This is a genomic window from Acutalibacter sp. JLR.KK004 (genome assembly GCF_036941085.1).
Classification (GTDB): domain Bacteria; phylum Bacillota; class Clostridia; order Oscillospirales; family Acutalibacteraceae; genus Acutalibacter.
Window position 1 is genome coordinate 1,829,732 of sequence record NZ_JAYMNQ010000001.1, and the last position, 24,167, is coordinate 1,853,898.

The 24,167-nt window shown below is 52.0% G+C and carries 20 protein-coding genes, 2 pseudogenes and 1 riboswitch; of the genes and pseudogenes, 6 read left to right on the top strand and 16 right to left on the bottom strand.

Translation table 11 applies throughout. The features are described from left to right. Positions 1-223: 223 nt before the first annotated feature. Entirely contained in the window at positions 224-1,750 is a 1,527-nt protein-coding gene (locus tag VSQ30_RS10120) for a DUF4368 domain-containing protein (protein WP_334463821.1), read from the top strand. 57 nt (positions 1,751-1,807) lie between these two features. Here VSQ30_RS10120 and VSQ30_RS10125 read toward each other — a convergent pair whose 3' ends face one another. The 5 genes and pseudogenes from VSQ30_RS10125 to queA all read right to left on the bottom strand — a co-directional run bounded on the left by VSQ30_RS10125 (position 1,808) and on the right by queA (position 6,743). After that, complete coding sequence (locus VSQ30_RS10125; RefSeq protein WP_334463824.1) at positions 1,808-3,775, bottom strand: DEAD/DEAH box helicase; 1,968 nt, start codon at positions 3,773-3,775, stop codon at positions 1,808-1,810. After that, positions 3,772-4,581: pseudogene (locus tag VSQ30_RS20770) on the bottom strand (Hachiman antiphage defense system protein HamA). Before VSQ30_RS20770 ends, VSQ30_RS10125 begins: the two are co-directional and overlap by 4 nt. Next, a complete protein-coding gene (locus tag VSQ30_RS10140) occupies positions 4,582-5,067 on the bottom strand; it encodes a TIGR02391 family protein (protein ID WP_334463831.1) in 486 nt (161 codons plus the stop codon). It abuts the pseudogene before it with no gap. Positions 5,068-5,110: 43 nt separating this feature from the next. Beyond that, complete coding sequence (locus tag VSQ30_RS10145) at positions 5,111-5,422, bottom strand: hypothetical protein (protein WP_334463834.1); 312 nt, start codon at positions 5,420-5,422, stop codon at positions 5,111-5,113. Positions 5,423-5,702: 280 nt separating this feature from the next. After that, positions 5,703-6,743, bottom strand: coding sequence for a tRNA preQ1(34) S-adenosylmethionine ribosyltransferase-isomerase QueA (queA, locus tag VSQ30_RS10150; RefSeq protein ID WP_334463837.1), 1,041 nt, complete (start codon positions 6,741-6,743; stop codon positions 5,703-5,705). An 81-nt stretch (positions 6,744-6,824) separates the two neighbouring features. Beyond that, positions 6,825-6,994: riboswitch (Lysine riboswitch) on the top strand. Positions 6,995-7,115: 121 nt separating this feature from the next. Here queA and VSQ30_RS10155 point away from each other — a divergent pair. The 5 genes from VSQ30_RS10155 to VSQ30_RS10175 all read left to right on the top strand — a co-directional run bounded on the left by VSQ30_RS10155 (position 7,116) and on the right by VSQ30_RS10175 (position 10,954). Next, on the top strand, positions 7,116-7,403 hold the full coding sequence (locus VSQ30_RS10155; protein WP_334463840.1) for a nucleoside triphosphate pyrophosphohydrolase family protein: 288 nt from the start codon (positions 7,116-7,118) through the stop codon (positions 7,401-7,403). A 192-nt stretch (positions 7,404-7,595) separates the two neighbouring features. Continuing rightward, positions 7,596-8,675, top strand: coding sequence for an aspartate-semialdehyde dehydrogenase (asd, locus tag VSQ30_RS10160; protein WP_334463841.1), 1,080 nt, complete (start codon positions 7,596-7,598; stop codon positions 8,673-8,675). A gap of 109 nt (positions 8,676-8,784) precedes the next feature. Continuing rightward, positions 8,785-9,678, top strand: coding sequence for a 4-hydroxy-tetrahydrodipicolinate synthase (gene dapA, locus VSQ30_RS10165; protein WP_334463844.1), 894 nt, complete (start codon positions 8,785-8,787; stop codon positions 9,676-9,678). 37 nt (positions 9,679-9,715) lie between these two features. Then, positions 9,716-10,468 carry a 4-hydroxy-tetrahydrodipicolinate reductase gene (gene dapB, locus VSQ30_RS10170; protein ID WP_334463847.1) on the top strand — a complete coding sequence of 251 codons (753 nt, stop codon included), beginning with the start codon at positions 9,716-9,718 and terminating at the stop codon, positions 10,466-10,468. A gap of 27 nt (positions 10,469-10,495) precedes the next feature. Next, entirely contained in the window at positions 10,496-10,954 is a 459-nt protein-coding gene (locus VSQ30_RS10175; protein ID WP_334463850.1) for an ACT domain-containing protein, read from the top strand. A 235-nt stretch (positions 10,955-11,189) separates the two neighbouring features. On the opposite strand, the gene VSQ30_RS10180 is transcribed toward VSQ30_RS10175, so the two are convergent. The 11 genes and pseudogenes from VSQ30_RS10180 to VSQ30_RS10230 all read right to left on the bottom strand — a co-directional run bounded on the left by VSQ30_RS10180 (position 11,190) and on the right by VSQ30_RS10230 (position 23,946). Then, positions 11,190-12,266: a glycosyltransferase gene (locus VSQ30_RS10180; RefSeq protein WP_334463852.1), complete on the bottom strand. Its 1,077-nt coding sequence runs from the start codon at positions 12,264-12,266 to the stop codon at positions 11,190-11,192. Between the two features lie 71 nt (positions 12,267-12,337). Beyond that, the gene (locus VSQ30_RS10185) at positions 12,338-13,465 is read right to left on the bottom strand and encodes a collagen-like domain-containing protein (RefSeq protein WP_502876275.1); all 1,128 of its coding nucleotides are present in this window, start codon (positions 13,463-13,465) and stop codon (positions 12,338-12,340) included. 171 nt (positions 13,466-13,636) lie between these two features. Further along, positions 13,637-13,858, bottom strand: a complete 222-nt coding sequence (locus VSQ30_RS10190) for a DUF3006 domain-containing protein (RefSeq protein WP_334463858.1) — start codon at positions 13,856-13,858, stop codon at positions 13,637-13,639. 67 nt (positions 13,859-13,925) lie between these two features. Further along, a complete protein-coding gene (locus tag VSQ30_RS10195; RefSeq protein ID WP_334463860.1) occupies positions 13,926-14,840 on the bottom strand; it encodes a ComEC/Rec2 family competence protein in 915 nt (304 codons plus the stop codon). Further along, a complete protein-coding gene (locus VSQ30_RS10200; RefSeq protein WP_334463863.1) occupies positions 14,827-17,523 on the bottom strand; it encodes a DNA translocase FtsK 4TM domain-containing protein in 2,697 nt (898 codons plus the stop codon). Before VSQ30_RS10200 ends, VSQ30_RS10195 begins: the two co-directional genes overlap by 14 nt. A gap of 44 nt (positions 17,524-17,567) precedes the next feature. Then, on the bottom strand, positions 17,568-18,509 hold the full coding sequence (locus VSQ30_RS10205) for an undecaprenyl-diphosphate phosphatase (RefSeq protein WP_334463866.1): 942 nt from the start codon (positions 18,507-18,509) through the stop codon (positions 17,568-17,570). Between the two features lie 68 nt (positions 18,510-18,577). After that, entirely contained in the window at positions 18,578-19,357 is a 780-nt protein-coding gene (locus tag VSQ30_RS10210) for a ClpP family protease (RefSeq protein ID WP_334463869.1), read from the bottom strand. Positions 19,358-19,627: 270 nt separating this feature from the next. Next, the gene (locus VSQ30_RS10215) at positions 19,628-20,791 is read right to left on the bottom strand and encodes a murein hydrolase activator EnvC family protein (RefSeq protein ID WP_334463871.1); all 1,164 of its coding nucleotides are present in this window, start codon (positions 20,789-20,791) and stop codon (positions 19,628-19,630) included. Beyond that, positions 20,784-21,692: a permease-like cell division protein FtsX gene (gene ftsX / locus VSQ30_RS10220; protein ID WP_160644055.1), complete on the bottom strand. Its 909-nt coding sequence runs from the start codon at positions 21,690-21,692 to the stop codon at positions 20,784-20,786. Before ftsX ends, VSQ30_RS10215 begins: the two co-directional genes overlap by 8 nt. Positions 21,693-22,015: 323 nt before the next feature. Beyond that, positions 22,016-22,669: pseudogene (gene ftsE, locus VSQ30_RS10225) on the bottom strand (cell division ATP-binding protein FtsE); the annotation flags it as partial. A gap of 191 nt (positions 22,670-22,860) precedes the next feature. Beyond that, positions 22,861-23,946, bottom strand: coding sequence for a helix-turn-helix domain-containing protein (locus VSQ30_RS10230; protein ID WP_160644052.1), 1,086 nt, complete (start codon positions 23,944-23,946; stop codon positions 22,861-22,863). Between the last annotated feature and the right edge of the window lie 221 nt (positions 23,947-24,167).

Sequence of the window (24,167 nt, forward strand, 5' to 3'; positions counted from 1 at the left end):
GCAGTAGAAGCGCGGTTTCGGGGGATAAGGTATAAATCCCTTTCCGCGCCAGATACGCGCCCGGAAAACCGCTTGTAGCAAGGCTTTTTCTGCCCCTACTGCGTAACAAAGGGCATGAAAAAAGCGGCGTTCCTGTTCTCCCATGTAGAGAGTAAGAAACGCCGCTTCTGCGTCGTATTCAGTTTTTAGTACAATACCCTGCTTGTCCGTCGCTCGAAAAACCTTGATTTTCCAGTGTTTTCAAAAGTATCGTTATCTAACGTCAGCTTTTGACCGCCCAAGCTTTAAGGAAATGTCGGCGGACATTGAAAAAGGGCTTGTAAAGACCGTCATTGTCAAAGACTTATCACGCTTCGGCAGGAACTATATCGAGGTCGGCTCTTACTCCGAAATCATCTACCCCGAAGCGGGCGTGAGGTTCATCGCCATCATGGACAACGTGGACACGGGCAGCCTTGAGAGCAACGAATTTGCCGCCTTTACCAACCTTTTCAACGAATGGTATCCAAAAAGCACGAGCAAAAAGGTAAAGGAAGTCAAGAAAGCGAAAGGGCTTGCGGGGGAGCATTTGGGCGCACCACCCTACGGATATTTGCGGAATCCAGATGACAAAACCCGTTGGCTTGTGGACGAGGAAGCGGCGGCAGTCGTCCGCAGGATATTTTCACTCTGTATGCAGGGGAAAGGAATCTCCGCCATTGCTGATACGCTTTGGGGGGATAAAGTATTAACCCCATCCGCATATAAGGCTTCAAAGGGATTGGCTGCACCGATTGTGTCAGAGAACCCGTATAATTGGGAATCTACCACAGTGGCATTAATTCTTGAAAATGTGGCATATATCGGTGTTACAGAAAATTTTAAATCTACCCGTTTAGGCTTTAAAAGCAAAAAGCGTATCCCTACCGCAAAAGAAATGCGGACGTATATCGAAAATGCCCACACCCCTCTCATTGACAGGGAACTATGGGACAAAGTGCAGATGATACGGGCAAATAAACGCAGACCGACAAAAAACGGCGCAACAAGCATTTTTACAGGATTATTAGAATGTGCTGACTGCGGTACAAAGCTAAGCCTGCGCTCATCAAAGAGCTATCTGTATTTCCGCTGTTCCAAATATAAAGGAAACAGCAGGAGCGGCGTATGCACACAGCATTATGTCAGAGAAGATGTCCTATACCAGTTGGTATTAAAACAGCTTCAGCATTTCCTGTCCTATTTACAGCAATTTGAAAGGGTATTTATCCGACAACAGATTGACACTACCCTTGCGGAACGCCGATACGAATTATCCGCAAAGCAGAAACAGATTGAAAAGGACGAAAAGCGCATGGAAGAGCTTGACCGCCTGTTCCGTAAAATCTATGAGGATAATGTCAATGGAAAGTTGAATGACGAACGCTTTTACAAGCTGTCAGATGGATATGAAGCCGAGCAGGAACAGCTAAAACAGGAAATCGAAGCCTTGAAAGCCGAAGTCAGCGAAGCCGACACAGAAGCAACCAATGTTTCCAAGCTGATAGCCGTTACCAAAAAATATACCCGTATTGACGAGCTAACGCCCGAAATTTTAAATACTTTTGTGGATAAAATCGTAGTCCACGAATGCGAGAAAAAAGACGGGAAACGGACACAGGATATTGACATCTACTATTCCTATGTCGGGATTGTAGATATTCCAACGGATGAAGAAATGCGGGAAATGGAACGTGAATACGGAAAACGTACCAAACGTCAAACCGCCTAAATATAGGCGTGGCAGGAGAAAATCTATGCTCCTGCCCATACATATCTATTTTTATCCTTATCTGGTATCAATCAACTTTGAATCTGTAACAATAACGCTTCCTTCAGTGTACATACCAGAACGCGCGGTTCGCCCCATCAAATTTTGAAAACTTCGTATCTGCATACTATTCCTTGCAACCATGAAACTGGTCATAAAAAGGTACTTTATCGGAATATTTACTCCTTGCGCAAGGGTTGAAGTGCAAATAACGAAGTGTAATGCCCCAGTTCGAAAGGCATATTCCACAGCAAGACGCAACCCATTGGGCAGATTAGAGTAATGGGGAACAACTCCTAGCCGGCATGCTAGCGTATATGGATATTGCTCACCGTAATAATCAGCCATCAATTGAGCAAGCCGATTTATTTCCTCGACCTCACTGCTTTTCTTAATCTCAGCAAGATCATAACCTCGATTTTCTAATTCAATAATTCTTTTGATTATAGTCAATACAGTGCTGGTTCGATTAGCAAAAATGGCCGCCCCGCCATTTTTACATAGCTTGTTTGCGTAATAAATAGCAATATCTTTGGCATCCGTCAATTCCGGAAAATATCGTTGTTTCCGCTCCCTGGGATGCTTTTGTAATGCGACAACTTCTATGCTGCGAGGAATATAAAAATCTTCTTGTGTTGCGTCATCGGAATAATAGTGGATGTCTTTCGTTTGCGACACAAATCCAACCGTTTTAGGCGTTGACTTGATTTTAGAATCTGAGGCTAAAACACCTGTTCCGCCTAAAAGCCATTCCTGAATCTGTTCAGCATTGGAAAGCACCGCAGAAAGAAGAACAATTTGCCTTTCTCCTGAGATATACTCCTGAATTTCAGAAATCAGCAACTCATAAATGGCTCCTCGACTTCCATCATCAAACATATGACCTTCATCAAATATGTACAATCCTATTTCAGCCAAAAAATCGGCTTGGTGATGAAGAATATAGCTGAGTTTTTCTGGTGTGCAAATCAATATTGTCGATTTAAAAGATAGGAATGAATCTAACGAAAAATCATCTTCGAGAATATCTGAAAACTGATTAATTAAAACTTCATCTCCAAAGGCTGATATCATATCATTTGCTATTTCGTTGCACAGGGCACGAAGTGGGGCAACTATTATTGCAGTAGTTGCTCTGTCTGAAATAAATGAGGAACGAATAATGAGTTCGATGCTTTTCGTTTTGCCAACACCCGTTGGTAGCTGAACAACCGCACTCTGACCACTTAAAATTCCATTTTCACCAATGAGTTGTTGCGCTGGCCATAGCATCTTTGTTGCCTGTTGACTTTTGAGATAACTCGACCACAGAGAAGGTTCTAAACCAGAATAGTGGGGCAAAAGTCTCCATGTAGATTTTGACAAAGCCATCAGTATCACAGCATATAGCACATCTATATAGAATATTTCCATCGGATTATCGTTTTCATAAATTTCCTTTCGAAAATCCAGCAAAAAATTCTGTATTTCATCTAGCCCCTCTCCGGTAGTGTAATATGATAACAACAAATAACAAACTCTTTCTCCTGTTGGCATATCATTGATTATATGGAATTTCTTACCCAAAAGAAGATATCCAAATAGACTGGATAGCATTTTTTGTAGTGCGTTAACTTCTGGGCTTATTCGATTAAAGAACTCAGAACATAACACTTTAGCGCTCCCAAAGTCATCAGAGAGAAAATAAGCCGCCGCGCCAGACAACAAAAAATCGACATCATACATTATACGATCCTTAGCCCCTACAGCGGCATCAAAGTATTGTGAGGCTATTGCTAAGTACGGTAAAAATTCCTCTTTGTCAGCTATATTGTTTTCAATAACGCTTTCGGCGTATCGGGAGAGTATGTAAATAACAGGATAGGAAAGTTCATTTGAATTTAATGGGAACCTCGGATAGTCTTTTAGCGGAATATCATACTCCATCAATTTAGCTTTCGCCTTTTGATATTTGAGCATATAACTGGAAGTGTTTGATAAAATCATTTTGTACACCTCTCGAAAACCTGATGCGCCAGGGTCATCAAATCTATACCATGAATATAAAAGACAGACTGATCTGTTTTCAACTGTAAGTCTGCTCCTTTAATCCCAACAATCACTTTCTTTTCAATAGTCGGCAAGCTTGAAATGGCAGCACCCACATAGGATATTTTATAAGGGTATTCTGTTTTCTGCTGAAATCTTGCAATGTCAGCAGCTTCTGAACTCTTTCCCATAGAACGAAGTTTCTTTCTATAGTAGTCCAAAGTATGCGAAAACCGGTGCTCATCTTTTTTTGAATCAGCAACTGAGTCTTTAATGGTTGCGCATGCCTCAGTTGAAGAAAGCCGAGCCTTCACTTCTACTGCCACAAGCTCATCGTTTTTATTTGGTTCTTTTCTTTCAGTGTAAAATCTATACGCGATAACGTCTGTACCATGCTCAGATTCATTCTTTCCAGACCGATTGTATTGCTTACAACGAGGAACTTCATAGTTCAAAATAAATTCAAATTAATCAGCAAACAGAACTTCACTAATATCATTCGAACGTGCAGTTGGACCAAATGGCTCTCCCTTTTGCGGAATGACGTATTGGCGCAAGTATTCCTCTACAGTTAATCTGTGCAAAGCAGAATCTTCCCTTAATTCATCATCTGGGACATAGTGTCTTCTAATATGAAGTGCCCAATCGTCAAGGATATCATCATCGATTTCGTAAGATAGTTTATAGCAATTTAATGGTTGCTGATCTTCAAAAACCACTCCATACTCTTTAACTATCCAATTTATGTATTGAGGTTTATCCATCTAATCACCTTCTTGTAATTTTCCCGGCATGCGGTGGCATTCGTCCAAGTACTTGTGTGCAAATGAAATCAGCGTAAGTATATCAAGCGCTTTCGTTTCATCGCTCTTCCAATTAACTTTTGGAGTGTGTGCAGCTGGGTTTCTAACCAAATGAAAAATTGCCTCAAGTAGTTCCTTCAATCCTGCAAATTCACTGCACTCACTATTCGTACTCATTGCGTTAAAAAAGATGTAAGGATCGTTCTTCGAAAATGCAACATGGAAAAGTGTTCCACCATCTGTTGTTAAGCCAGAAATCTGCCTGACACGTTCAGCCAATCCTTTTGCTGCTTCAAACACGGCATCATAGTAGTCTGCTCTTAAATAATCCTTGATACAGTATTTCTGCACTTCAGTATGTATAGCACGGTCGTACAGTGCTTTTTTTAGATGATTTACCCACTGGTCAACTTCAGCAAGCGTTTGAGCCTGAGAAACTTCAACCAATTTACCGCTTGAGTTAACTGACAAACCTGCAAAAAGGAGAACTTTATTTGTCTCTTTTATCGATACTTGTATATATGGCAGGATTCAAAGCAGCCTGTACGAATGAAAAAACCTTACTAAACGAATGACTCTCGTTTAGTTCAGTTGCAAGGCAGTTATAAAGCCACTCCCTTTTGTTGAGGCCAATTGTATATCCCCACTGGTTACGAGAGGAACCATCATCAACAGTATTAAACGCACATTGTCCTAATAGCGTTGTCAGCTCATCCTTAGTCAAGCCTTTAGAAGTATGGGCCATAACACCACATAGCGCTTTTAATTGTTGCTGGTTTAAAAACTTGTTTATTTGATTCATATAATCACCTCAATTGAGTAATCCTTAAGAACCACCAATTCTAGTCTAAGTACACCCACATATTGGTTAAATTGTTGGGATTATTTATGCAATAAAAGTGAATAAATATCCCGATTTTTCCGCTCTCAAACTTTTGCAAAAGTTTGGGTCAAAAACGCCCTTTTTACCCGATTTTGCCCCAAAAACGCTAAAAAACTGTTTTGAAAATTAAGCCCTAAAAACCCGCGAAACCCCAGTAATACTGCGCTTTTGCGGGCTTTTTTCTACTCAAAATTTTTACTCACACCACCAGCATTGCATCCCCAAAACTGAAAAACCTGTACCGTTCCCACACTGCCGCCTCATAGGCCCGCAGCACATGTTCCCTGCCCGCTAAAGCGGATACCAGCATAATGAGGGTGCTTTCCGGCAGGTGGAAGTTGGTGATAAGCCCGTCCAAGCCCTTGAACTGATAGCCCGGATAGATAAAAATATCTGTCCAGCCCTGGCTTTCTTTAAAGCGCCCCTCCCGCCGGGCCACAGACTCTATGGTGCGGCAGCTTGTAGTACCCACAGCTATCACCCTGCCCCCCCGCTCTTTGGTGGCATTTATCATGTCGGCTGTGGACTGGGGCATGTAATAATGCTCGGCGTGCATTTTGTGGTCGGTGATTCTCTCCGCGCTTACCGGGCGGAAGGTGCCCAGTCCCACATGGAGCGTCACAAACCCCAGTTCCACCCCCTTTTCTTTAATTTTCTCCAGCAGCTCCGGCGTGAAATGCAGGCCTGCCGTGGGGGCGGCGGCAGAGCCTGCCTCTTGGGAATACACAGTCTGATACCGCTCCTTATCCTCCAGCTTTTCCTTAATATAAGGGGGCAAAGGCATTTGGCCTATCTTGTCCAGCAGTTGAAAAAACACACCGTCATAGATAAAGCGGATAAGCCTGTTCCCATCCTCCAGCACGTCTGTAACCTCGCACTGGAGCAGCCCGTCCCCAAAGGTAAAGCGGCTGCCCTCTTTTGCCCGCTTGCCGGGCTTTGCCAGGGCCTCCCAGACATCATCTTCTTTGTTTTCCAGCAAAAGGAACTCCACATGGGCGCCTGTCCCCTCTTTCACCCCGTAAATGCGGGCGGGCAGCACCCGGGAGTCGTTTAAAACCAGGCAGTCGCCGGGACGCAGCAAGTCTGCAATATCCCGGAAATGGCGATGGGTTATCTCCCCTGTTTCCTTGTCAAGGGTCATCAGCCGGGAAGAGTCCCGGGGTTCCACCGGCTTTTGGGCAATCAGCTCCTGGGGCAAATCATAGTAAAAATCGCGGGTCTGTAAAGTATGTTCCTGCATGGCGTTCACCAGTCCTGTAAAATTTTCATAGAATATCCCGGCCGAAAAAATTGACAATGGCGCAAAACTAAGGTATTATAGAGAACGAATAGAGGCGCGGCTTTCAAAAGTAGCGGGATCGAGGTTGCCAGAACCATAGAAGTCTTGTGAAAGGGTAAGCTGCCGAAGGGGATATCCGGCAAGTTGACCCTGGTCGCAGCGGCCAACAGCTTTGCGACTGTCATCAAGTATGATGGAGTGCTATTTACTTAACCAGGCGGCCCTGCGCCGCGGCATTTCTATTATAGGAGATTGGCAGCCGGTTTTCAACCGGTTTTTTTGATTCTTCCCGCAGAACTTGCCAGTGTAAAAAGAGGGAAAAGGAGAATGGCTATGACGGAGGAAGAGCGTGCTGTCTTTCAAAAGGCCCTGGACACCTGGGGCGGGGATGCCCAGATCCTCTGCCTGCTGGAAGAGATGGCAGAGCTACAGGATGCCCTGTGCAAGCATAAGCGGGGCAGGCGCACCACAGACGATATTGCAGAAGAGATAGCCGATGTGGAAATTATGCTGAACCAGATGAAGCTTTATTTCCGCGTGGAAGAGGAAGTGAAAGCCCAGCGGGCCAGAAAGGTCGGCCGGGTGGAAGAAAGGCTAAGAAGCCGTACCAATAGGGCATAGCACAAATCTTCCCGGCAAATTTTGCAGGTTTCTGTGTTGGAAATCCTCGACATGCCACAGCATGTCTTGCGGTTTCCGCCTTGAAGCCCACAAAATTTTCTCGAAAATATTTGTACCACTCCTATCGGTACAGCTTCTAAGGAATTAAGCAGAACACGAAACATACTCCCACTAAAGAAAGGAACTTGGAACATGAAACAGTATCGCGTAGGCATTATCGGATGCACTGGCATGGTGGGCCAGCGCTTTGCCACCATTTTAGAAAACCACCCCTGGTTTAAGGTTACGGCCCTGGCAGCCAGCGCCCGCTCTGCCGGGAAAACGTATCAGGAGGCCTTGGAGGGCCGCTGGGCCATGGAGGCCCCCATCCCCCCTGCCATGGCAGAACTGCCCGTATATGACGCGGAGAAGGATATAGACAAGGTTGTCTCTTTGGTGGATTTTGTGTTCTGCGCGGTGAACATGAAATCTGAGGACATTATGGCCCTGGAAGAGGCCTATGCCAAAAAGGAGTGCCCGGTTATCTCCAACAACAAGCAGCACCGGGGCACGCCGGATGTACCCATGATTATTCCAGAATTAAACGCAGAGCACCACAAGGTCATCGAGCACCAGAGAAAGCGCTTGGGCACCAAGCGGGGCTTTATCGCCGTTAAGTGCAACTGCTCCCTGCAAAGCTATGTGCCCGCCATCCATCCCCTTATGGACTTAGGCGTGACAAAGGTGCTGGCCTGCACCTACCAGGCCATTTCAGGCGCTGGCAAAACCTTTGAAACCATGCCGCAGATTTTGGATAACGTCATCCCTTATATCGGCGGCGAGGAGGAAAAATCCGAGCAGGAGCCTTTGAAAATTTGGGGCCATGTAGAAAACGGCGTCATTGTAAACGCCTGCTCTCCCTCTATCACCTCCCAGTGCCTGCGGGTGCCTGTGTCCGACGGGCACATGGCAGCGGTGTTCTTCTCCCTGGAGAAAAAAGCAAGCGTGGAGGAAATTATTGAGCGCTGGAAAAGCTTCCGCGGCCCCGCCCAGGAGCTGGAGCTGCCCAGCGCCCCCAAACAGTTCATTCATTACTTCGAGGAAAACGACAGGCCCCAGCCCAAGCTGGACAGGAATATAGAAGGCGGCATGGCCATCTCTGCCGGGCGGCTGCGGCCCGACACCCAGTATGACTATAAGTTTGTCTGCCTCTCCCACAACACCCTGCGAGGCGCTGCCGGAGGCGGCCTGCTGATGGCAGAGCTTTTGTGCAAGCTGGGCTACTTTGACTGAAAACACAGAAGAAGGAAACGGTACCGGGCACAAAAGGCCGCGTTTTCACAGCTTTTTGTGCGTATCCTGTATCGCATGGCGATTTGACTGATTTTTCGGAGGGATACCTATGACAAAAGAGTTGCTGTTCACCGGCGCCGGTACGGCGCTTATCACCCCTTTTACCCCCTGCGGCGAAATCTACTGGGAGGAATTGGAGCGGCTTGTTGAATTTCAGATAGAAAACGGCATTGATTCCATTATCGCCTGCGGCACCACCGGGGAAGCCGCCACCATGAGCGCGGAAGAACATTTACAGACAGTGGGCTTTATCATAGAAAAGGTGAAAGGCCGGGTGCCTGTCATTGCGGGCACTGGCAGCAATGACACCAAATTCTGCGTGGAGCTTTCCCTGGAAGCCAAAAAGCTGGGGGCCGACGGCCTGCTGCTGGTAACCCCCTATTACAACAAGACCTCCCAGAAAGGACTTATTGAAAGCTTCCGCTTCATTGCTGACTCTGTGCAGATGCCCTGCGTGCTCTACAACGTGCCCAGCCGCACAGGCTGCAATATCCAGCCTGAAACCTATCAGGAGCTGGCGGATAACCCCTACATCGTTGCCGTAAAAGAGGCAAACGGTGACACCGCCTCCGCCGCCCGTACTCTAGCTTTGTGCGGGGATAAGCTGGCCGTATACTCCGGAGAGGATAACCAGACCCTGCCCATAATGGCTTTAGGCGGCAAGGGGGTTATTTCCGTATTCTCTAACGCACTGCCCCGGCAGATGCACGATTTAACCGCCGCTATGCTCCAGGGAAACCTGGAGGAGGCAAGGAAGCTTCAGGTGGAATACCTGGATTTGATGGACGGTTTCTTTATGGACGTGAACCCCATCCCCATTAAGGAAGCCCTGTTCCAGATGGGGAAAATCTCCACCAACCATTGCCGCATGCCCCTGACCACCATGCAGGAGGAAAAGCGGCAGAAGCTTGCAGCCCTGCTTCAAAAGCACCGCCTGCTGTAAGCCAGTCCAGACGTGAAAAGGAAAGGAGCCATCGGAAATGACAAGACTGCTGTTGTGCGGCTGCGGCGGGAAAATGGGTGCTGCCGTACAGAATTTTGTCCGGGAGCGGGAGGACTGCAAGATAACCGCCGGGGTGGATATCACCGGCGCGCCCCAGATCGGCTTTCCTGTGTATACGGAAATCGGGGAAGTGCCGGAGCCTGCGGATGTTATCATCGACTTCTCCCACCCCTCCGCCCTGTCCGCCATTTTGGCATACTGCAAGGCGCATCCGGGCACAGCCGCTGTGCTGTGTACCACAGGCTATTCCCCGGATCAGGCCGCCTCCATTGCGGAAGCGGCGGAAACTATGCCCATCTTCTATTCCCGGAACATGTCCCTGGGCATAAACCTGCTCATCGAGCTTTCCAAGAAAGCCGCCGGGGTACTGGGCAGCTCCTTTGACATAGAAATCCTGGAGATGCACCACAACCAGAAAATCGACGCTCCCAGCGGCACCGCTCTCATGCTGGCGGACGCCATAAACGGGGAACGGGAAAACGCCATGAAATATGTGTACGACAGGCACTCCCAGCGGAAAAAGCGGGAGAAAAGCGAGATTGGCCTGCACTCTGTGCGGGGCGGCACCATTGTGGGGGAGCACCAGGTAATTTTCTCCGGGCAGCACGAGGTTATCACCCTGTCCCACTCCGCCCAGTCCAAGGAGCTTTTCGCTTCCGGGGCCATTAACGCGGCGGTTTTCATGAACGGCAAGGCCCCGGGGCTTTACAGCATGTCCGATCTGCTCTGACAGACGGGCAGGAAAGGAAGGCAGACTATGAGCAGTTCCACCGTTATCAGCACCACCGACAACATCACCCTGGTTACATTAGCGGGTTTTCCCGCCAATGTAGATTCCATCTCCCACATTTTCGAGGCCATTTCCCGGTATAACATCAACATCGACATGATTTCCATGGCTCCCACCCACGGCGCTTTTACCGGGCTTTCCTTCACCATTTCCGACAGCGACCTTATCGACATCCTGGCTTTTACCACCCAGCTCAAGCGGGAAACAAATGTAAACGTCATTGTCAGCAGCGTGAACCACAAAATCTCTGTATACGACCCAGCCATGAAAAATACCCCGGGCATTGCGGCCCAAGTGTTCGGGGCCATTACCGGCACAAACGCCGACATCCGGCTGATTACCACCTCGGAGGTGGAGATTTCCCTCCTGATCACTGAGGCAGACTTTGACACCGTACTGGCGGCGCTCCAGAAGGCCATGGCATGAAAGGCGCAAGAAATACCCCCGGCGGAGTCGGGGGTATTTTCTTATGCAGGCATAGCCCTATGATACCAGCCACGCGTCACGTCGTGTTGGTACGTTTTGTCATTTGCATAGGTGCCCTCCTCTAAAAACTTATTTTTTCTTCTTTATGCTACTCCTGAGCTTCCCTATCTTACCTTTGCGCCTAAGTATACAAGAATAAGCACCTGCCTGCTCTGCAGGCGGGTGCTTATTTCTGTCAGGTCTTTTTGAGAGAGGCAAAATAAGCCCGGTTATAGGCAATTGCCGGAGAATCTGGCTTACAGGCCGCTGCCAGCTCGTTATAGGCCTCCGCTTCCTGTTCGTTCCCCAGCCTGCTGCTGCAAAGGCACAGCCCCAGGTATGGCTCATAGCCGTAGGCATCTGGCAGCACAAAGCCGCCCTTATCGTCCTGCCGTTCGCACCGCAGGGCCTGCCTGTACCAATAGGCCGCCTGCCGCCACTGTTCCCTGTCCAGGAAATGCTGGCCGATGTCACAGCAGATCTCTGCCCGGGGCACATCATAGGAAAAGCTTCTGAAAAATGCCAGCAGGGCTTCCTCCGCCCGGCAAAGCCCATATAAGCAGCGGGCGCAGTGGCGGCAGGCGTCAATTTGGTTTTCCACCCAGCCCTGGCCCTGGGATAGGAAGCCTTCAAAAACCGCCAGGGCCTGGGCGTATTCCTGGTGGTAGTAAAGCTCCCGCCCATAGTAAAACTGCTGCCGCGGCTCCAGGCTTTCCCCTTTTGCCAGTATTCCCTGGAAAATGCGCAGGTTCCTGTCCGGATCGGAAGGGTGCAGCTTCCAGTGGGTGACAGCGCAATCGGCATATACCCGGTGGCCCCGGGTTTCGATAACCTCGTGGACAGGGCCTTTCCAGCGCATACCCCGGTAGTTTTTTACAAGCCGCTCCCGGTAATAGGAAAAGGTGAGCTGGCCTGTCTCGTCAAACCCCACATGATAGGGCATCATCACCACTTCCACCTCTGGGCTTAGCTCCGCTTTCAGCTCTTTGAAGCGTTCCCTGTCCTCCTGCAGCAGGATATCGTCTGCGTCCAGCCACATGCAGTATGCGCAGGAAGCCTTGTCAAAGGAAAAATTCCTGGCGGCGGAGAAATCGTCTATCCAGGGGAAGTCGAAGATTTTTTCCGTATACTGCCGGGCAATTTCCTTTGTCCTGTCATGGGAGCCTGTGTCCACAATGATGATTTCATCTACCAAATCTTTTACGGAGTCCAGGCAGCGCCCTAATACGTCCTCCTCGTCCCTGACAATCATGCATAAGCTGACAGTTCCCATATGTTCCTCCTCTCAAATGGGGAAAGCCCCCATGCCCTGGGCATAGGGGCTTCCCTGCCATTTCCGGCTGGTTACGCTTCGTTAGGGCCTGTAGGGCCTGTGGGGCCGGTAGCGCCTCTGGGAAGGGTAAGGTTCAGCACGAAATTGGGGGCAGTGCCTGTAATGGTGGCGGCAGCGGCCGTACCCGGCGCGCCTGTGGTTACTGTGCCGATTGTTAAAACGGGCGTAAGTCCTACGGTGCCTGTGGGGCCGGCTGGCCCGGTGGCTCCCGCAGCACCTGTTGGCCCTACCGGGCCTGTGGGGCCTGTGGCTCCATCTAAGCCTGTAGCCCCTGTGGGGCCGACTGGCCCGGTGGCTCCCGTAGCGCCTGTTGGCCCGACTGGACCTGTGGGGCCTGTGGCTCCCGTAGGGCCGACTGGCCCGGTGACACCCGCAGCACCTGTTGGCCCTACCGGGCCTGTAGGGCCTGTGGCTCCGTCTAAGCCTGTAGCCCCTGTGGGGCCGACTGGCCCGGTGGCTCCCGCAGTACCCGTTGGCCCTACCGGGCCTGTGGGGCCTGTGGCTCCATCTAAGCCTGTAGCCCCTGTGGGGCCGACTGGCCCAGTGGCTCCCGCAGCGCCCGTTGGCCCTACCGGGCCTGTGGGGCCTGTGGCTCCATCTAAGCCTGTCGCTCCCGTAGGGCCGACTGGCCCGGTGGCACCTGCAGCGCCTGTTGGCCCTACCGGGCCTGTGGGGCCTGTGGCTCCATCTGAGCCTGTAGCCCCTGTGGGGCCGGCTGGCCCGGTGGCACCCGTAGCGCCTGTTGGCCCTACCGGGCCTGTGGGGCCAGGGATTCCGTCTGAGCCTGTGGCTCCCGTAGGGCCGGCTGGCCCGGTAACACCTGTAGCGCCGTCAGCCCCCGTACTGCCCCGAGGCCCGGTTGGCCCGGTAATCCCGTTTGCACCAGTAGGCCCCGTTGGCCCGGTGATGCCATTTGCCCCTGTAGGGCCTGTTGGCCCTCGCAGGCCAGTAGCTCCCGTAGGGCCTGTAGGCCCGGTGGGACCAGTAGCACCTGTTGGGCCGGTGATGCCTGTGCCGCCAGTAGGACAAGGCGGCCATGGGGGCGGAGGACAGCAGGGCGGCGGAGCAGGCGGACAACCGCCACAGCCACAACGCCCATCCAGCCCGTCAGAGGCCTGGAAGCCTGAATACCGCTTCATATTCACGCCTGAAAAACCTCCTAAATGAAATGTGCCCCGAATTCCCGTCAGAAGTAGGGGCCACTTTCAGTATATGCCCTGAAACAGGAAAGGTGCCTGCAAAGGCACAGAGAAAAAAGCACCTGAGAAACCGGGGACTCCGATCTCTCAGGTGCTTTTTTTCTTAGCAGTTTACCCGCCAAAGGCTCTGCGCTGTTTTTCCAGAATCCGCTGGCGGCGGCGCTGGGTTTCTTCCAGGTTCAGGGAAAGCTCCCCGTTATCGGTAATTTCCAGCACACAGCCAGGCTTTGCTCCTTCCGGCAGCTCGGAAAGCTCGATGGCAAAATATTTCTGCTCCCCCTCCTCACAGATGGCATATTTTCCCTCATAACGGTCGATGATAAGCTGTTTCATAAAAATCGCCCTGCAATACGAAGCCTATGCCCCGTATTCGTTCCTTTCTATACCATTTTTCTGTCTCTCAGGCATCTTTCCTGATGGAAATCCGCTCTCCGTTATAGGAAAAAAGCAGATTGCCGTCCAGGTCTGTGCGCAGCACATAGGCCCCCACCTTTTCCAAAGCGCTTAAAGGCTCCTGCCGTGGCAGGTTATTGTTATCCGCCCCTACAGACACCACTGCCAGCCTGGGGGAAACCGCCCGGGCAAAATCCTCTGTGGTGGAAGTGCGGCTGCCATGGTGGGCTACCTTCAGGAAGTCGGCGGAAATGTCTGCGCCAGAGGCAAGCAAGTCCTTTTCCGCCTTTTTCTCCATATCTCCGCAGAACAGGGCTGTGAAGTCAAAACAGGCAAGCTTCAGCACCAGGGAGTTGTTGTTCGAGTCTTTATAGTCTTCTAAAGGGCCAAGCACTCTAAGGCTGGCACAGCCCAGGGAAAAGCTTTCGCCCGGGGCCAGCAGTCGCTGCGGGACGCCTCTTTCTGCAAGAAGTTTTTGCAGATCTGCCGCCTCCTGGCCCGGTTCCTCCCAATACTCCCCCCGCAGGAAGCAGGCCGCAGGAATTTCCGCCAGCACCTGGGCCATGCCGCCTATATGGTCGCTGTCCGGGTGGGAGACGATGGCGTAGTCCAGCTTTTCAATGCCTTGCCGGTGAAGATAATCTGCCACAGTTTCCCCGTCTTCGCTAGTGCCTGCGTCCAGCAGAGCCGCACAGCCCTGGCTTTCCAGAAGGACAGCGTCAGCCTTGCCTACATCCAGCACGTGGACGCGCAAAAAAGCAGCGTCCAGATTTTCCGCCTGGGCGTTAAAGCCGGAATCTGTTAAAAGGCGGCTGAAAAGCCCTGCGCCCAGGGGCGTGATGGAAAAGACAAGCACCACGCCCAGAACCAGGCCCAGACGGATGCGCAGAAGCGCCCGGCCTTCCGGCTTATTCCTGCCCATCTGCCGCCGGAGGGGCTGGCGGATCGGGCCTTTGCATGTTTCGCTCCATCCACTGGGCGTAAGTCATCAGCACCTGCCGCGGCTTGGATCCCTCATGAGGTCCAACAATGCCCAACTGCTCCATTTCATCAATAATACGCCCGGCCCGGGCATACCCCAGCCGCAGACGGCGCTGTAAAAGGGAGGTGGAGGCCTGTCCTGCATCGACCACGCATTTTACTGCCTCCTCCAGCATGGGATCGTGCCCCTCTTCCCCGCCTTCCAGGCCATCATCATGGCCGCCTTCGCTGGCAGCGTTGCGCTCTATCTCCTCCAGCACGCTTTCATCATACTCTATTTCCCTGGTCTTTTTCACAAATTCCACAATGGAGGATATCTCCTCGTCTGCCAGGAAGCAGCCCTGCACGCGCACAGGCTTATTCACCCCTACAGGCGCAAAGAGCATATCCCCCCGTCCCAGCAGCTTTTCCGCGCCTACAGAGTCTAAAATGGTGCGGGAATCCACAGGGCTGGATACGGTGAGGGCAATGCGGCTGGGAATGTTGGCCTTGATAAGGCCTGTCACCACATCCACAGAGGGGCGCTGGGTTGCCACTACCAGATGCATGCCGGCGGCCCGGGCCAACTGGGCCAAACGGCAGATAGAATCCTCCACATCCTTGGGAGCAGCCATCATTAAATCCGCCAGCTCGTCAATGATAATTACAATTTGAGGCAGGGCGGGCATGGGCTGTCCGTTTTCATCCTGGAAGCCCTGGGATTCCGCCAGGGCGTTATAGCCGGAGAGGTTTCGCACCCCTGTCTCTGAAAACAGCTTATAGCGCTTCATCATCTCTGAAACGGCCCAGCCCAAAGCGCCAGCAGCCTTGTGGGCGTCAGTCACCACGGGAACCAGCATGTGGGGCAGGCCATTATACTCGGTTAGCTCCACAGCCTTGGGATCTATCATCAGAAAGCGCACCTCGCTGGGGTTGGCCTTATAGAGGATGCTGATAATGATGGAGTTGATGCACACAGATTTGCCGGAGCCTGTGGTGCCCGCAATGAGCAGGTGGGGCATTTTCGCCAAATCCGCAATGACGGGCTGCCCGGCAATATCCCGGCCCAAGGCCGCGCTCAGCTTGCCCTTAGAGGTCTGGAAGGCGTTGGACTGCACCAGATCCCGCATACATACAGTGTTCCGGGTTTTGTTGGGCACCTCTATGCCCACCGCCGCCTTGCCGGGAATGGGCGCTTCAATGCGCACGCCGGTGGCTGCCAGGTTCAGGGCCAGGTCATCCGCCAGATTGGTGATTTTGCTGATTTTCACCCCTGCTGCCGGCTGTATCTCATACCGGGTGACAGAAGGCCCCCGGCAGATGTCCAGAATTTTCACCTGCACCCCAAAGCTGCTGAGGGTGTCCACCAGAATGCTCCCGTTGGTTTGCAGCTCCTCGGTTTCCTTGCTGGGATCTACCTTGGGGCTTTCTTTCAGCATACTTACGGGAGGGAAGCAATAAGAAGCGAGATCCTGCATCTGCTCTGCTGCCTGATAGAGGGCAAGCTGCTCCGGCGTGGCCCCGGGGAATTCCTCCTGTTTGTCAGAAGGCTCCTCCTTTTCCGGCATTTCCATTTGCAAGCCGGAAGAAATATCCTCCATCTCCGCCAAAGGCACAGGCGGCTTTGGATCCGCAGGCACCGCGGCGGGCACAGGCAGGGGCATTTCCTGAATCTCCTTTAAAGCCTCGTCCAGCTCTCTGGTGCTCTCGGCAATGGCAGGGGTTTCCGGGGCCTCTGGCTGGGGTTCCGGTATTTGCACAGGCCCTTCAGCAGGCTTTTCTTCCTCAATCCCAAACACAGCCTGAAGCTTGTCCAGCTTTTCATTGCGCTGGGGCTTTTCCTTTTTGGGCTTCGCTTTGGGGAACAGGGCTGAAACATCCCCTGCCACCACAGCAGGAGAAACCTCTACCGGGTCTAAGGGCACGTCTATGGTGTGGCGATCCTGTTCCAGGATGAGCCTTTCCTCCTCCCGGCGCTGGCGGGCATTTTGCAGCCCTTCTGACATTACGTCCACCGGTTTTTTTATGGTGCGGAACAGCCCGATAAGAGTGGTGCCTGTAAGCACCATCAGAGCCACAAACAACAGGAGCAGCACGATGATCTTCGCGCCTGTGGAGCCGACTGCCCCTAAGAGCAACTGGCCCAGAAGCCCGCCGATAACGCCGCCGCCCACCCCGTCGTTACGGGTGTACAAGGCGCTTATGTACTCGCCAAAATTCAAACCTTCCGCCAGCTTTATCCCGCCGAAGATAAAGCCTGTCATGCAGAACAGCACGATAATCACCACTGTGAGCCACACCTTGCCTGTAATGGGGCCTCGGGGCTTTTCCAAGGTGGTGACAACGGCCATATAAATCATCAGCACAGGCCACAGCATGGCCCAACTGCCAAACAGGCCCAGAACCGCTGTATGCGCCCATTTCCACAGGTTATCCCCGGGAATCAGCACCAGGCACCCCAGGAAAATAGCGCAGGCGAACATCACCACTGCCCGCATTTGATTGCGCTGGCGGATGGCCTCCGCGTTCATCCGGGCCGGGGCTGCCTTGCCCCTTCCCCCTGCCGGCTTTTTTTTAGCAGGAGCCGCGCTCTTTTTCGCCGCCGGCCTTTTCCGCTGTGCCGGCTCCCCTTTCTTCTCTGCCAAAATGAATCCCCCTCCATTTCCTCACGGAACTATCCGGTTTCTCCCTACAGCGGCTTCCCGGTAAACAGGTTTTTCCCCATAATATGTTCAATAATGCCCAAAACAGTGACAATGCCCCCAGCAATCAGGGTATAGTAAGCGAAGATCTCCATTTTATTGGTGGTGACGATCCACTTCAGCAGTTTGATAGCCAGAAAGCCCACCACAGTGGAAACTGCCATGCCCACAATCAGCGGGGCTGCGCCAATGCTCTCCCCTGCTGAACCGATGTCCTTCAAGGATACCAAAGCCGCCGCTGCAATAGAGGGGATTCCCAGGACAAAGGAATAGTCCAGGGCGGCCTGCTGGCTGACGCCCCGCAGCAGACCCACAGACAGGGTAGATCCGGAGCGGGACAATCCCGGAAACACCGCCGCCATGCACTGGGTGAAGCCGATTACCAGGGCATCTGCGGTGTGCAGCTTTTTTCTGCCTTTAGAGGGCACCATCTCCCCTTCCCGGTTTTTTACCATTTTCTGCCGGGTCTGCCTGTTTGCAAAGATACCCAAAAACAGCAGGGCACTGGTGAGCAGCAGGGAAAGCCCTTCCATCAGGATGGAACTGTCGGAAGCCAGCATTTCAGAAAAGTCTTTCACCTTCATGCCTGTGCCAGGAATAGGCAAAAACAGCAGGAACAGGGGCAGCAGGCCAATGATAAGCATCATCAGGAGCCGCCTGTCCCGGTTCATTTCGCTCCACTTGAACTTCTGGTGTATCACATCATTGCACAAGGAACCAAATTCCTTTATCAGCCGCCACACAAGCTGGCGGTATACGAAAACCACTGCCAGAAGCGTTCCCAGGTGAAGCATAATGTCAAAAAGGATACCCGGCAATTCTATGCCGAACATGTGCTGGGAGATGGAAAGGTGCCCGCTGCTGGACACAGGCAAAAACTCTGTAGCCCCCTGGATAATGCCCTGCAGGGCAGCGTCAAAAATGGTCATGGCGGCCTCCTTTTTCTATGTTTATCAGGATTATGCTGGTATGTAACGGCGTAAACGCCGGGAGACGTTTACTTCTCCTTCTTTTTCGCCTGCGCCGTTTTATGCTTTTTCTTCTTTTCCCTGCCTATCATGGCAATAAGGCAGTCCATAGCGTCGGAAAGGGAACCCAGGGAATCTATCAGGCCCTCGTCCACCGCGTCAGGGCCGTCCAGCACTGTACCCACATCCATCACCAGCTCCTGGGTGTTCATGGCAAGGGTGGTAAAGCGCTCCTTGCTGATATTGGAGTTCTGGGTGACGAAATTGGTGATGCGATCCTGCATCCGCTGGAAATATTCCAGGGTTTGGGGAATGCCCAGCACCAGACCGTTCATGCGCACAGGGTGGATGGTCATGGAAGCGGACTCTGCAATGAAGGACTGCTTTGCCGCCACAGCCAGGGGCACGCCGATAGAATGGCCGCCCCCCAGCACCAGGGAGACGGTAGGCTTTTTCATACCCGCCACCAGCTCCGCCAGGGCCAGGCCCGCCTCTACATCCCCGCCCACCGTATTGAGCAGCATTAAAAGGCCGTCTATCTCCGGATCCTCCTCCACAGCTACAATCTGAGGGATAACATGCTCGTACTTGGTGGTCTTGTTCTGGGAGGGCAGGATATAGTGCCCTTCTATCTGCCCGATGACAGTCAGGCAGTGGATGGTGTGGCCTTGGCAGTGGGTGGTTACCGAGCCGCTCTCGTTTATCTGCTTCTGCTGGGCAGAAGCGGCTTCCGCTTCCTGTTCCTGCTGTTCTTCGTCCATATTCTTCATGGCTTTTGTGTGGCTTTTCTTGCCGGTTTCTTTTTTCATGCTGACAGGCACCTCCTTATGGAGATAGTCTGCCAGAAAAAAGGGCCAATCATACAGCCAAGAGAAAATCCTGGCGCAGTTTTTCTGGAAACAGGCTTTCTCATCCATAAAAGGGGCTGTGGGCGCATTTAAGTATACCATATCCTGCCAGATTCAGCAAGAATAAATTAGAGCCTCTCCCCTCTGTCAGGAAAATGTTTCCGCCAAAACCGCCAAAACCCCCGGCAAACCGGGGGCAGGGCTGGCTTTATGAAAAGGCTTTTCCGGGGATTAGAAGAAGCCCATGGGATTTTGAAGCTCCCCGTTATAGATAGTCTCAAAATGCAGGTGCGGCCCTGTGGAATTGCCTGTGCTGCCTGCATAGCCCACAACCTGGCTCTGCTCCAGCACTTCCCCTGTCTCCACTGCCAGTTCGCTCATATGGGCATAGCGGGTTTCATAACCGTTGCCGTGGTCGATAAAGACGCAATTGCCATAGCTGTCATTCCAGCCCGCATACAGCACTGTGCCCCCGTCTGCCGCCACAACAGGCTTGCCATAAATGTCGCCGCCGGCAATGTCAATGCCTCGGTGGCCTCCGTCGCCAAAATTGCAGGTGAGATAGGTATAGCCGGGCATGGGCCACACAAAGGTGCCTGTCCCTACAAAGTCTCCGGTAATCCGCCTGCCGTAAATCTCCACTTCCAACTGGGCAATGGCTTCTTCGTTTTCTTCCATCTGACCCTCCAGCATGGCGGCGATGGATTCCACGCCCCACTGCTGGTCTACCGCGTTTGCAGCCAGATCCTGGGCTTCCCGGTACAATTCCAGCAGCTCTGTGTTCTTTGCTTCCAGGGCCTTTTTCCGCTGGCCTAACAGCTCCTTGTCGCTATTGATTTTATCCAAGTCCCCTTCAATAGCCTTTATCTGCCCGTTGAGCCTTTCAATCAACTGCCTGTCCCGCTGGGTAACCGCCCGCAAAAGCTGGGTTTTTTGGGTGACCTCCACCAGGCTGCGGCTGTTCAGGACAACCTGCACAGCGGAAGGCTCCCCGGTAACATACAGGGCGCGGATGCGGGCTTTAAGCAGATCCATGCTCTTGTCTATCTGGGCCTGCTTCCCGGCAATCCGCTCCTCCAACTGCCCCAGCTCCCAATTTAACTCATTGATGCCTGTGCGCAGGCCGTCAATCTCCTTCTGCACAGATTCTATCCGCTGGTTCAGCTCGTCCCGGTAGATAGCCTTCTCCTCCGCTGTCTTTTCCAGCTCTTCCAGCCTTTGATCGTTTATCTCCTTTTGGACTTCCAGCCTCTCCTGCTTTTCCCGCAGTTCCTCCAGGGAATCGGCGGCAAGGGCCATAGGCCCGCCGCAGCACAGCAGCACAAGGCTTACAAACGCCGCTAAACATCTGCACAGCGAAGAAGGGCCTCTATGCCCCAGTTTTTTCTTACACAATGGCGTTTTCTCCTTCCTTTTTCAAGTATCTGCTGATGGATATCACGCCGCCCATCATACCAAACAGCATGCCCACCACAATATACGCAATATACAGCATCCACACATAGGGATGGATGTCCACAATGGAAAGGAACGTCACGATGCCATATACCACGCCTACTGCTTTATCATAGGCAAAATACAGCACTGTGGCGGAAATGGCCCCGGAAAACATGCCGATTACCATTCCTTCTATAATAAAGGGGATGCGCACAAAGCCGTTTGTGGCCCCCACAGATTTCATGATGTTTATCTCCATCCTGCGGGAAAACATGGTCACCTTTACTGTGTTGGAGATGATGAACAGGGACACCACTCCCAGCACAATAACAATGCCAATGCTGCAGTACCGCACCAGCCTGTCCAGGTTGCTCAGTTTAGTGGCCGTATCCCGGTAATCCGAGACGTGATCCACCCCTTCCACTGCCTGGACGGCGGCAATGGTGGCATCATACTGGCTTAAATCCGTCAGGGAGATGGTGTATGCGTCGGGCAGGGGGTTCTCCAGGCCCTGAAGCCCGTAAAACAGGGAATCGCTCTCCCCCTCCATGCCTGCCATAATATTGGCAAGGGCATCATCCTTGGGCACAAAGGTACATTCCCCGATATTGTCAAGCTGTTTAAGCTCCTCGCCGATTTTCACGGCTGTCAGGGAAGGCAGGCTTTGATCCAGGAACACAGTTATCACGTTGTTCCCCTCAATAGACTTCATGGTTACGGAGAGGTTCAGGGAAAGCAGGCCCGCAATGCCTGTCATTAAAAGGCAGGAAATCAGCACGCCGATAGAGGCGATGCTCATGGTTCTGTTCTTCCACAGGCTTTTAAGGCCTTCCGCAAGCAAATATCCAAGGCTGTGCATCAGAACTCCTCCTCGTCTTCATCGCCCTCTGGGCGGTAGTCCTCTGTGATGTCCTCGTAATCGTCATACACGTCATAGTCATCGTCCTCATAGGCTTCCGGCGTAACGGCAGCCAGGGCCTCCCCCACTGTGCGCTCCTCTGGCTCATAGCGGCCAGCGTAATCATGCTCCGCGTAGGGCTGGGGAATCTCTCCCAAGGCTTCGTTGACAGTGCGCTCTTCAGGCTCATATGGCTCGTCATTGTCATATTCGGCGTATTCGTCATCCCCGGCGGTTTCCGGGGGCAGCTCCTGCCGGGGGGCCGGCGCCTGCATGGCGGCGGTGTCCGCCACAATTTCGCCGCTGTGGATCTGGATGATGCGCTTGTGGAAGTGCTTCACCAGGGAATGCTCGTGGGTGACCATCAGCACGGTGGTGCCCCGGCGGTTGATTTCGCTTAAAAGATCCACGATTTCAAAGGACAGGGCCGGGTCAATATTTCCGGTAGGCTCGTCCGCCACAATCATGGAAGGGTTATTGACCAGCGCCCGGGCCAAGCCTACGCGCTGGCGCTCGCCGCCGGAAAGCTCTGTGGGATAGTGCTTTGCCTTGTGCTGCAGGCCCACCAGGCTGAGGATATAGGGCACGCGCTTGCGGATGGTGCGGGGAGACGCTCCCACCACCCGCATGGCAAAGGCTACGTTGTCATACACAGTCATATGGTCTATGAGCCGGAAATCCTGGAACACAATGCCCATTTTCCTGCGTATGTAGGGGATTTTCCGCTTGCGGATGCGGGACACGTCTGTGCCGTCCACGATGATCTGACCGGAATTGGGCCGCTCCTCGCACATAATCAGCTTTAAGAAGGTGCTTTTGCCAGCGCCGGAAGATCCGACAATGAACACGAACTCCCCCTTTTCCACCTTCAGATTGATATTGTGCAGGGCCTCTGTGCCGTTGTTATACACTTTGGATACATTGCGAAATTCAATCATGCTGCAAGACCGTCCCTTTCCCCGTGGGTGCAGGCAGAGCCTGTACCGCGGCATACGCAACAGCACCCACCGGCATAGATGTATTATACCAATGGGCGCACGTTTTTTAATTCTCTATAAGAATAATTTGTAATAAGTTTGTAACATATATTACAAATAAATTACAATTTGCGGCAGTTTTACCACTTTTCTCAGAATTTTACCGGATTGTTCGACAGGTATTTTTTCACCATCAAAGCCACCTTGAACACGATGGCATCCTCAAATTCGCGCAAATCCAGCCCGGTGATCTTCTTGATCTTCTCCAAGCGATACACCAGAGTGTTCCGGTGTACAAACAGCTTCCGGGAGGTTTCGGACACGTTCAGGTTGTTTTCAAAGAAACGCTGGATGGTAAAAAGGGTTTCGTGATCCAGGGAGTCGATGGAGCCGCGCTTGAACACCTCTTTGAGGAACATGTCGCAGAGGGTGGTGGGAAGCTGGTAGATAAGCCGGGCAATGCCCAGGTTATTATAGCTGACAATAGTGGTTTCTGTGTCGAACACCTTCCCCACCTCCAGGGCCACCTGGGCTTCCTTGAAGGAACGGGCCAGATCCTTGATGCTGTCCACCACTGTGCCGATGCCTACCATGCAATGGGTGTAGAACTCACTGGAAAGGGTATCTACAATAGATCCTGCCAGCTTGTCAATGTCGTGGGAGTCGATATTGGGCTTGATTTCCTTTACAAGGGCAATATCTGTTTCGTTGATATTGATAATAAAGTCTTTGTTCTTATCTGGGAACAGGTTTTGCAGCACCTCGTAAGCGGAAACATCGTTCTTATCGGTGATTTTGATAAGCATGCACACCCGGCTCACATCGGAGTCAAAGTGCAGCTCATGGCTTTTGAGGTAAATATCCCCGGGCAGGATGTTGTCCAGAATCACGTTCTTGATAAAGTTCCCCCGGTCATACTTCTCGTCATAATACTGCTTGATGCTGTTGAGGGACACTGCCAGCAGCTTCACATATTTCCTGGCCTCCGGATCAACCCCGTCCACAAAGACGGCATACTCCGGGTGGGGGCGGCTGCCAAAGGACTTGAAGGTGCTGTCGGCGGTCTGGAAAACATCGGAAGAGGTTAAAGCCTCCGTGGTGACCTCCTCATTTGCCTCGCCTATCCTTCCAAGGTCGCTGCACGCAATAATTACGGAAGCTTCATCAACTACGCCGATAGTGCGGTCGATGGTATCCCTCATCTGGTGGATAATTCCCTGAAACAATCTGTTAGACATGGCTCTTCCCCTTTCGCAAACGGCAGGTGCCTGCCCGCCATTTTTCCTTTTTGCAAGCATAAAAATTACCTAGTCTCATTTTACAGAATCTTTTGGGAAAATTCAACCTTTTTTTGAAAAAAACTTTGGCTATTTCCAATAAAGTTTATATATGCCGCTATTTTCCCTCTCCCAAAAAGGCCTGAAAGTTCTAAAGCTGGGACAAAATGGACTCATGACGC

Excerpts from the sequence above, each read along its gene's own strand:
- VSQ30_RS10125 (WP_334463824.1), bottom strand. The coding sequence starts at position 3,775 with ATGATTTTATCAAACACTTCCAGTTATATGCTCAAATATCAAAAGGCG.
- VSQ30_RS10145 (WP_334463834.1), bottom strand. The coding sequence starts at position 5,422 with ATGAATCAAATAAACAAGTTTTTAAACCAGCAACAATTAAAAGCGCTA.
- queA (WP_334463837.1), bottom strand. The coding sequence starts at position 6,743 with ATGCAGGAACATACTTTACAGACCCGCGATTTTTACTATGATTTGCCC.
- VSQ30_RS10155 (WP_334463840.1), top strand. The coding sequence starts at position 7,116 with ATGACGGAGGAAGAGCGTGCTGTCTTTCAAAAGGCCCTGGACACCTGG.
- asd (WP_334463841.1), top strand. The coding sequence starts at position 7,596 with ATGAAACAGTATCGCGTAGGCATTATCGGATGCACTGGCATGGTGGGC.
- dapA (WP_334463844.1), top strand. The coding sequence starts at position 8,785 with ATGACAAAAGAGTTGCTGTTCACCGGCGCCGGTACGGCGCTTATCACC.
- dapB (WP_334463847.1), top strand. The coding sequence starts at position 9,716 with ATGACAAGACTGCTGTTGTGCGGCTGCGGCGGGAAAATGGGTGCTGCC.
- VSQ30_RS10175 (WP_334463850.1), top strand. The coding sequence starts at position 10,496 with ATGAGCAGTTCCACCGTTATCAGCACCACCGACAACATCACCCTGGTT.
- VSQ30_RS10180 (WP_334463852.1), bottom strand. The coding sequence starts at position 12,266 with ATGGGAACTGTCAGCTTATGCATGATTGTCAGGGACGAGGAGGACGTA.
- VSQ30_RS10185 (WP_502876275.1), bottom strand. The coding sequence starts at position 13,465 with ATGAAGCGGTATTCAGGCTTCCAGGCCTCTGACGGGCTGGATGGGCGT.
- VSQ30_RS10190 (WP_334463858.1), bottom strand. The coding sequence starts at position 13,858 with ATGAAACAGCTTATCATCGACCGTTATGAGGGAAAATATGCCATCTGT.
- VSQ30_RS10195 (WP_334463860.1), bottom strand. The coding sequence starts at position 14,840 with ATGGGCAGGAATAAGCCGGAAGGCCGGGCGCTTCTGCGCATCCGTCTG.
- VSQ30_RS10205 (WP_334463866.1), bottom strand. The coding sequence starts at position 18,509 with ATGACCATTTTTGACGCTGCCCTGCAGGGCATTATCCAGGGGGCTACA.
- VSQ30_RS10210 (WP_334463869.1), bottom strand. The coding sequence starts at position 19,357 with ATGAAAAAAGAAACCGGCAAGAAAAGCCACACAAAAGCCATGAAGAAT.
- ftsX (WP_160644055.1), bottom strand. The coding sequence starts at position 21,692 with ATGCACAGCCTTGGATATTTGCTTGCGGAAGGCCTTAAAAGCCTGTGG.
- VSQ30_RS10230 (WP_160644052.1), bottom strand. The coding sequence starts at position 23,946 with ATGTCTAACAGATTGTTTCAGGGAATTATCCACCAGATGAGGGATACC.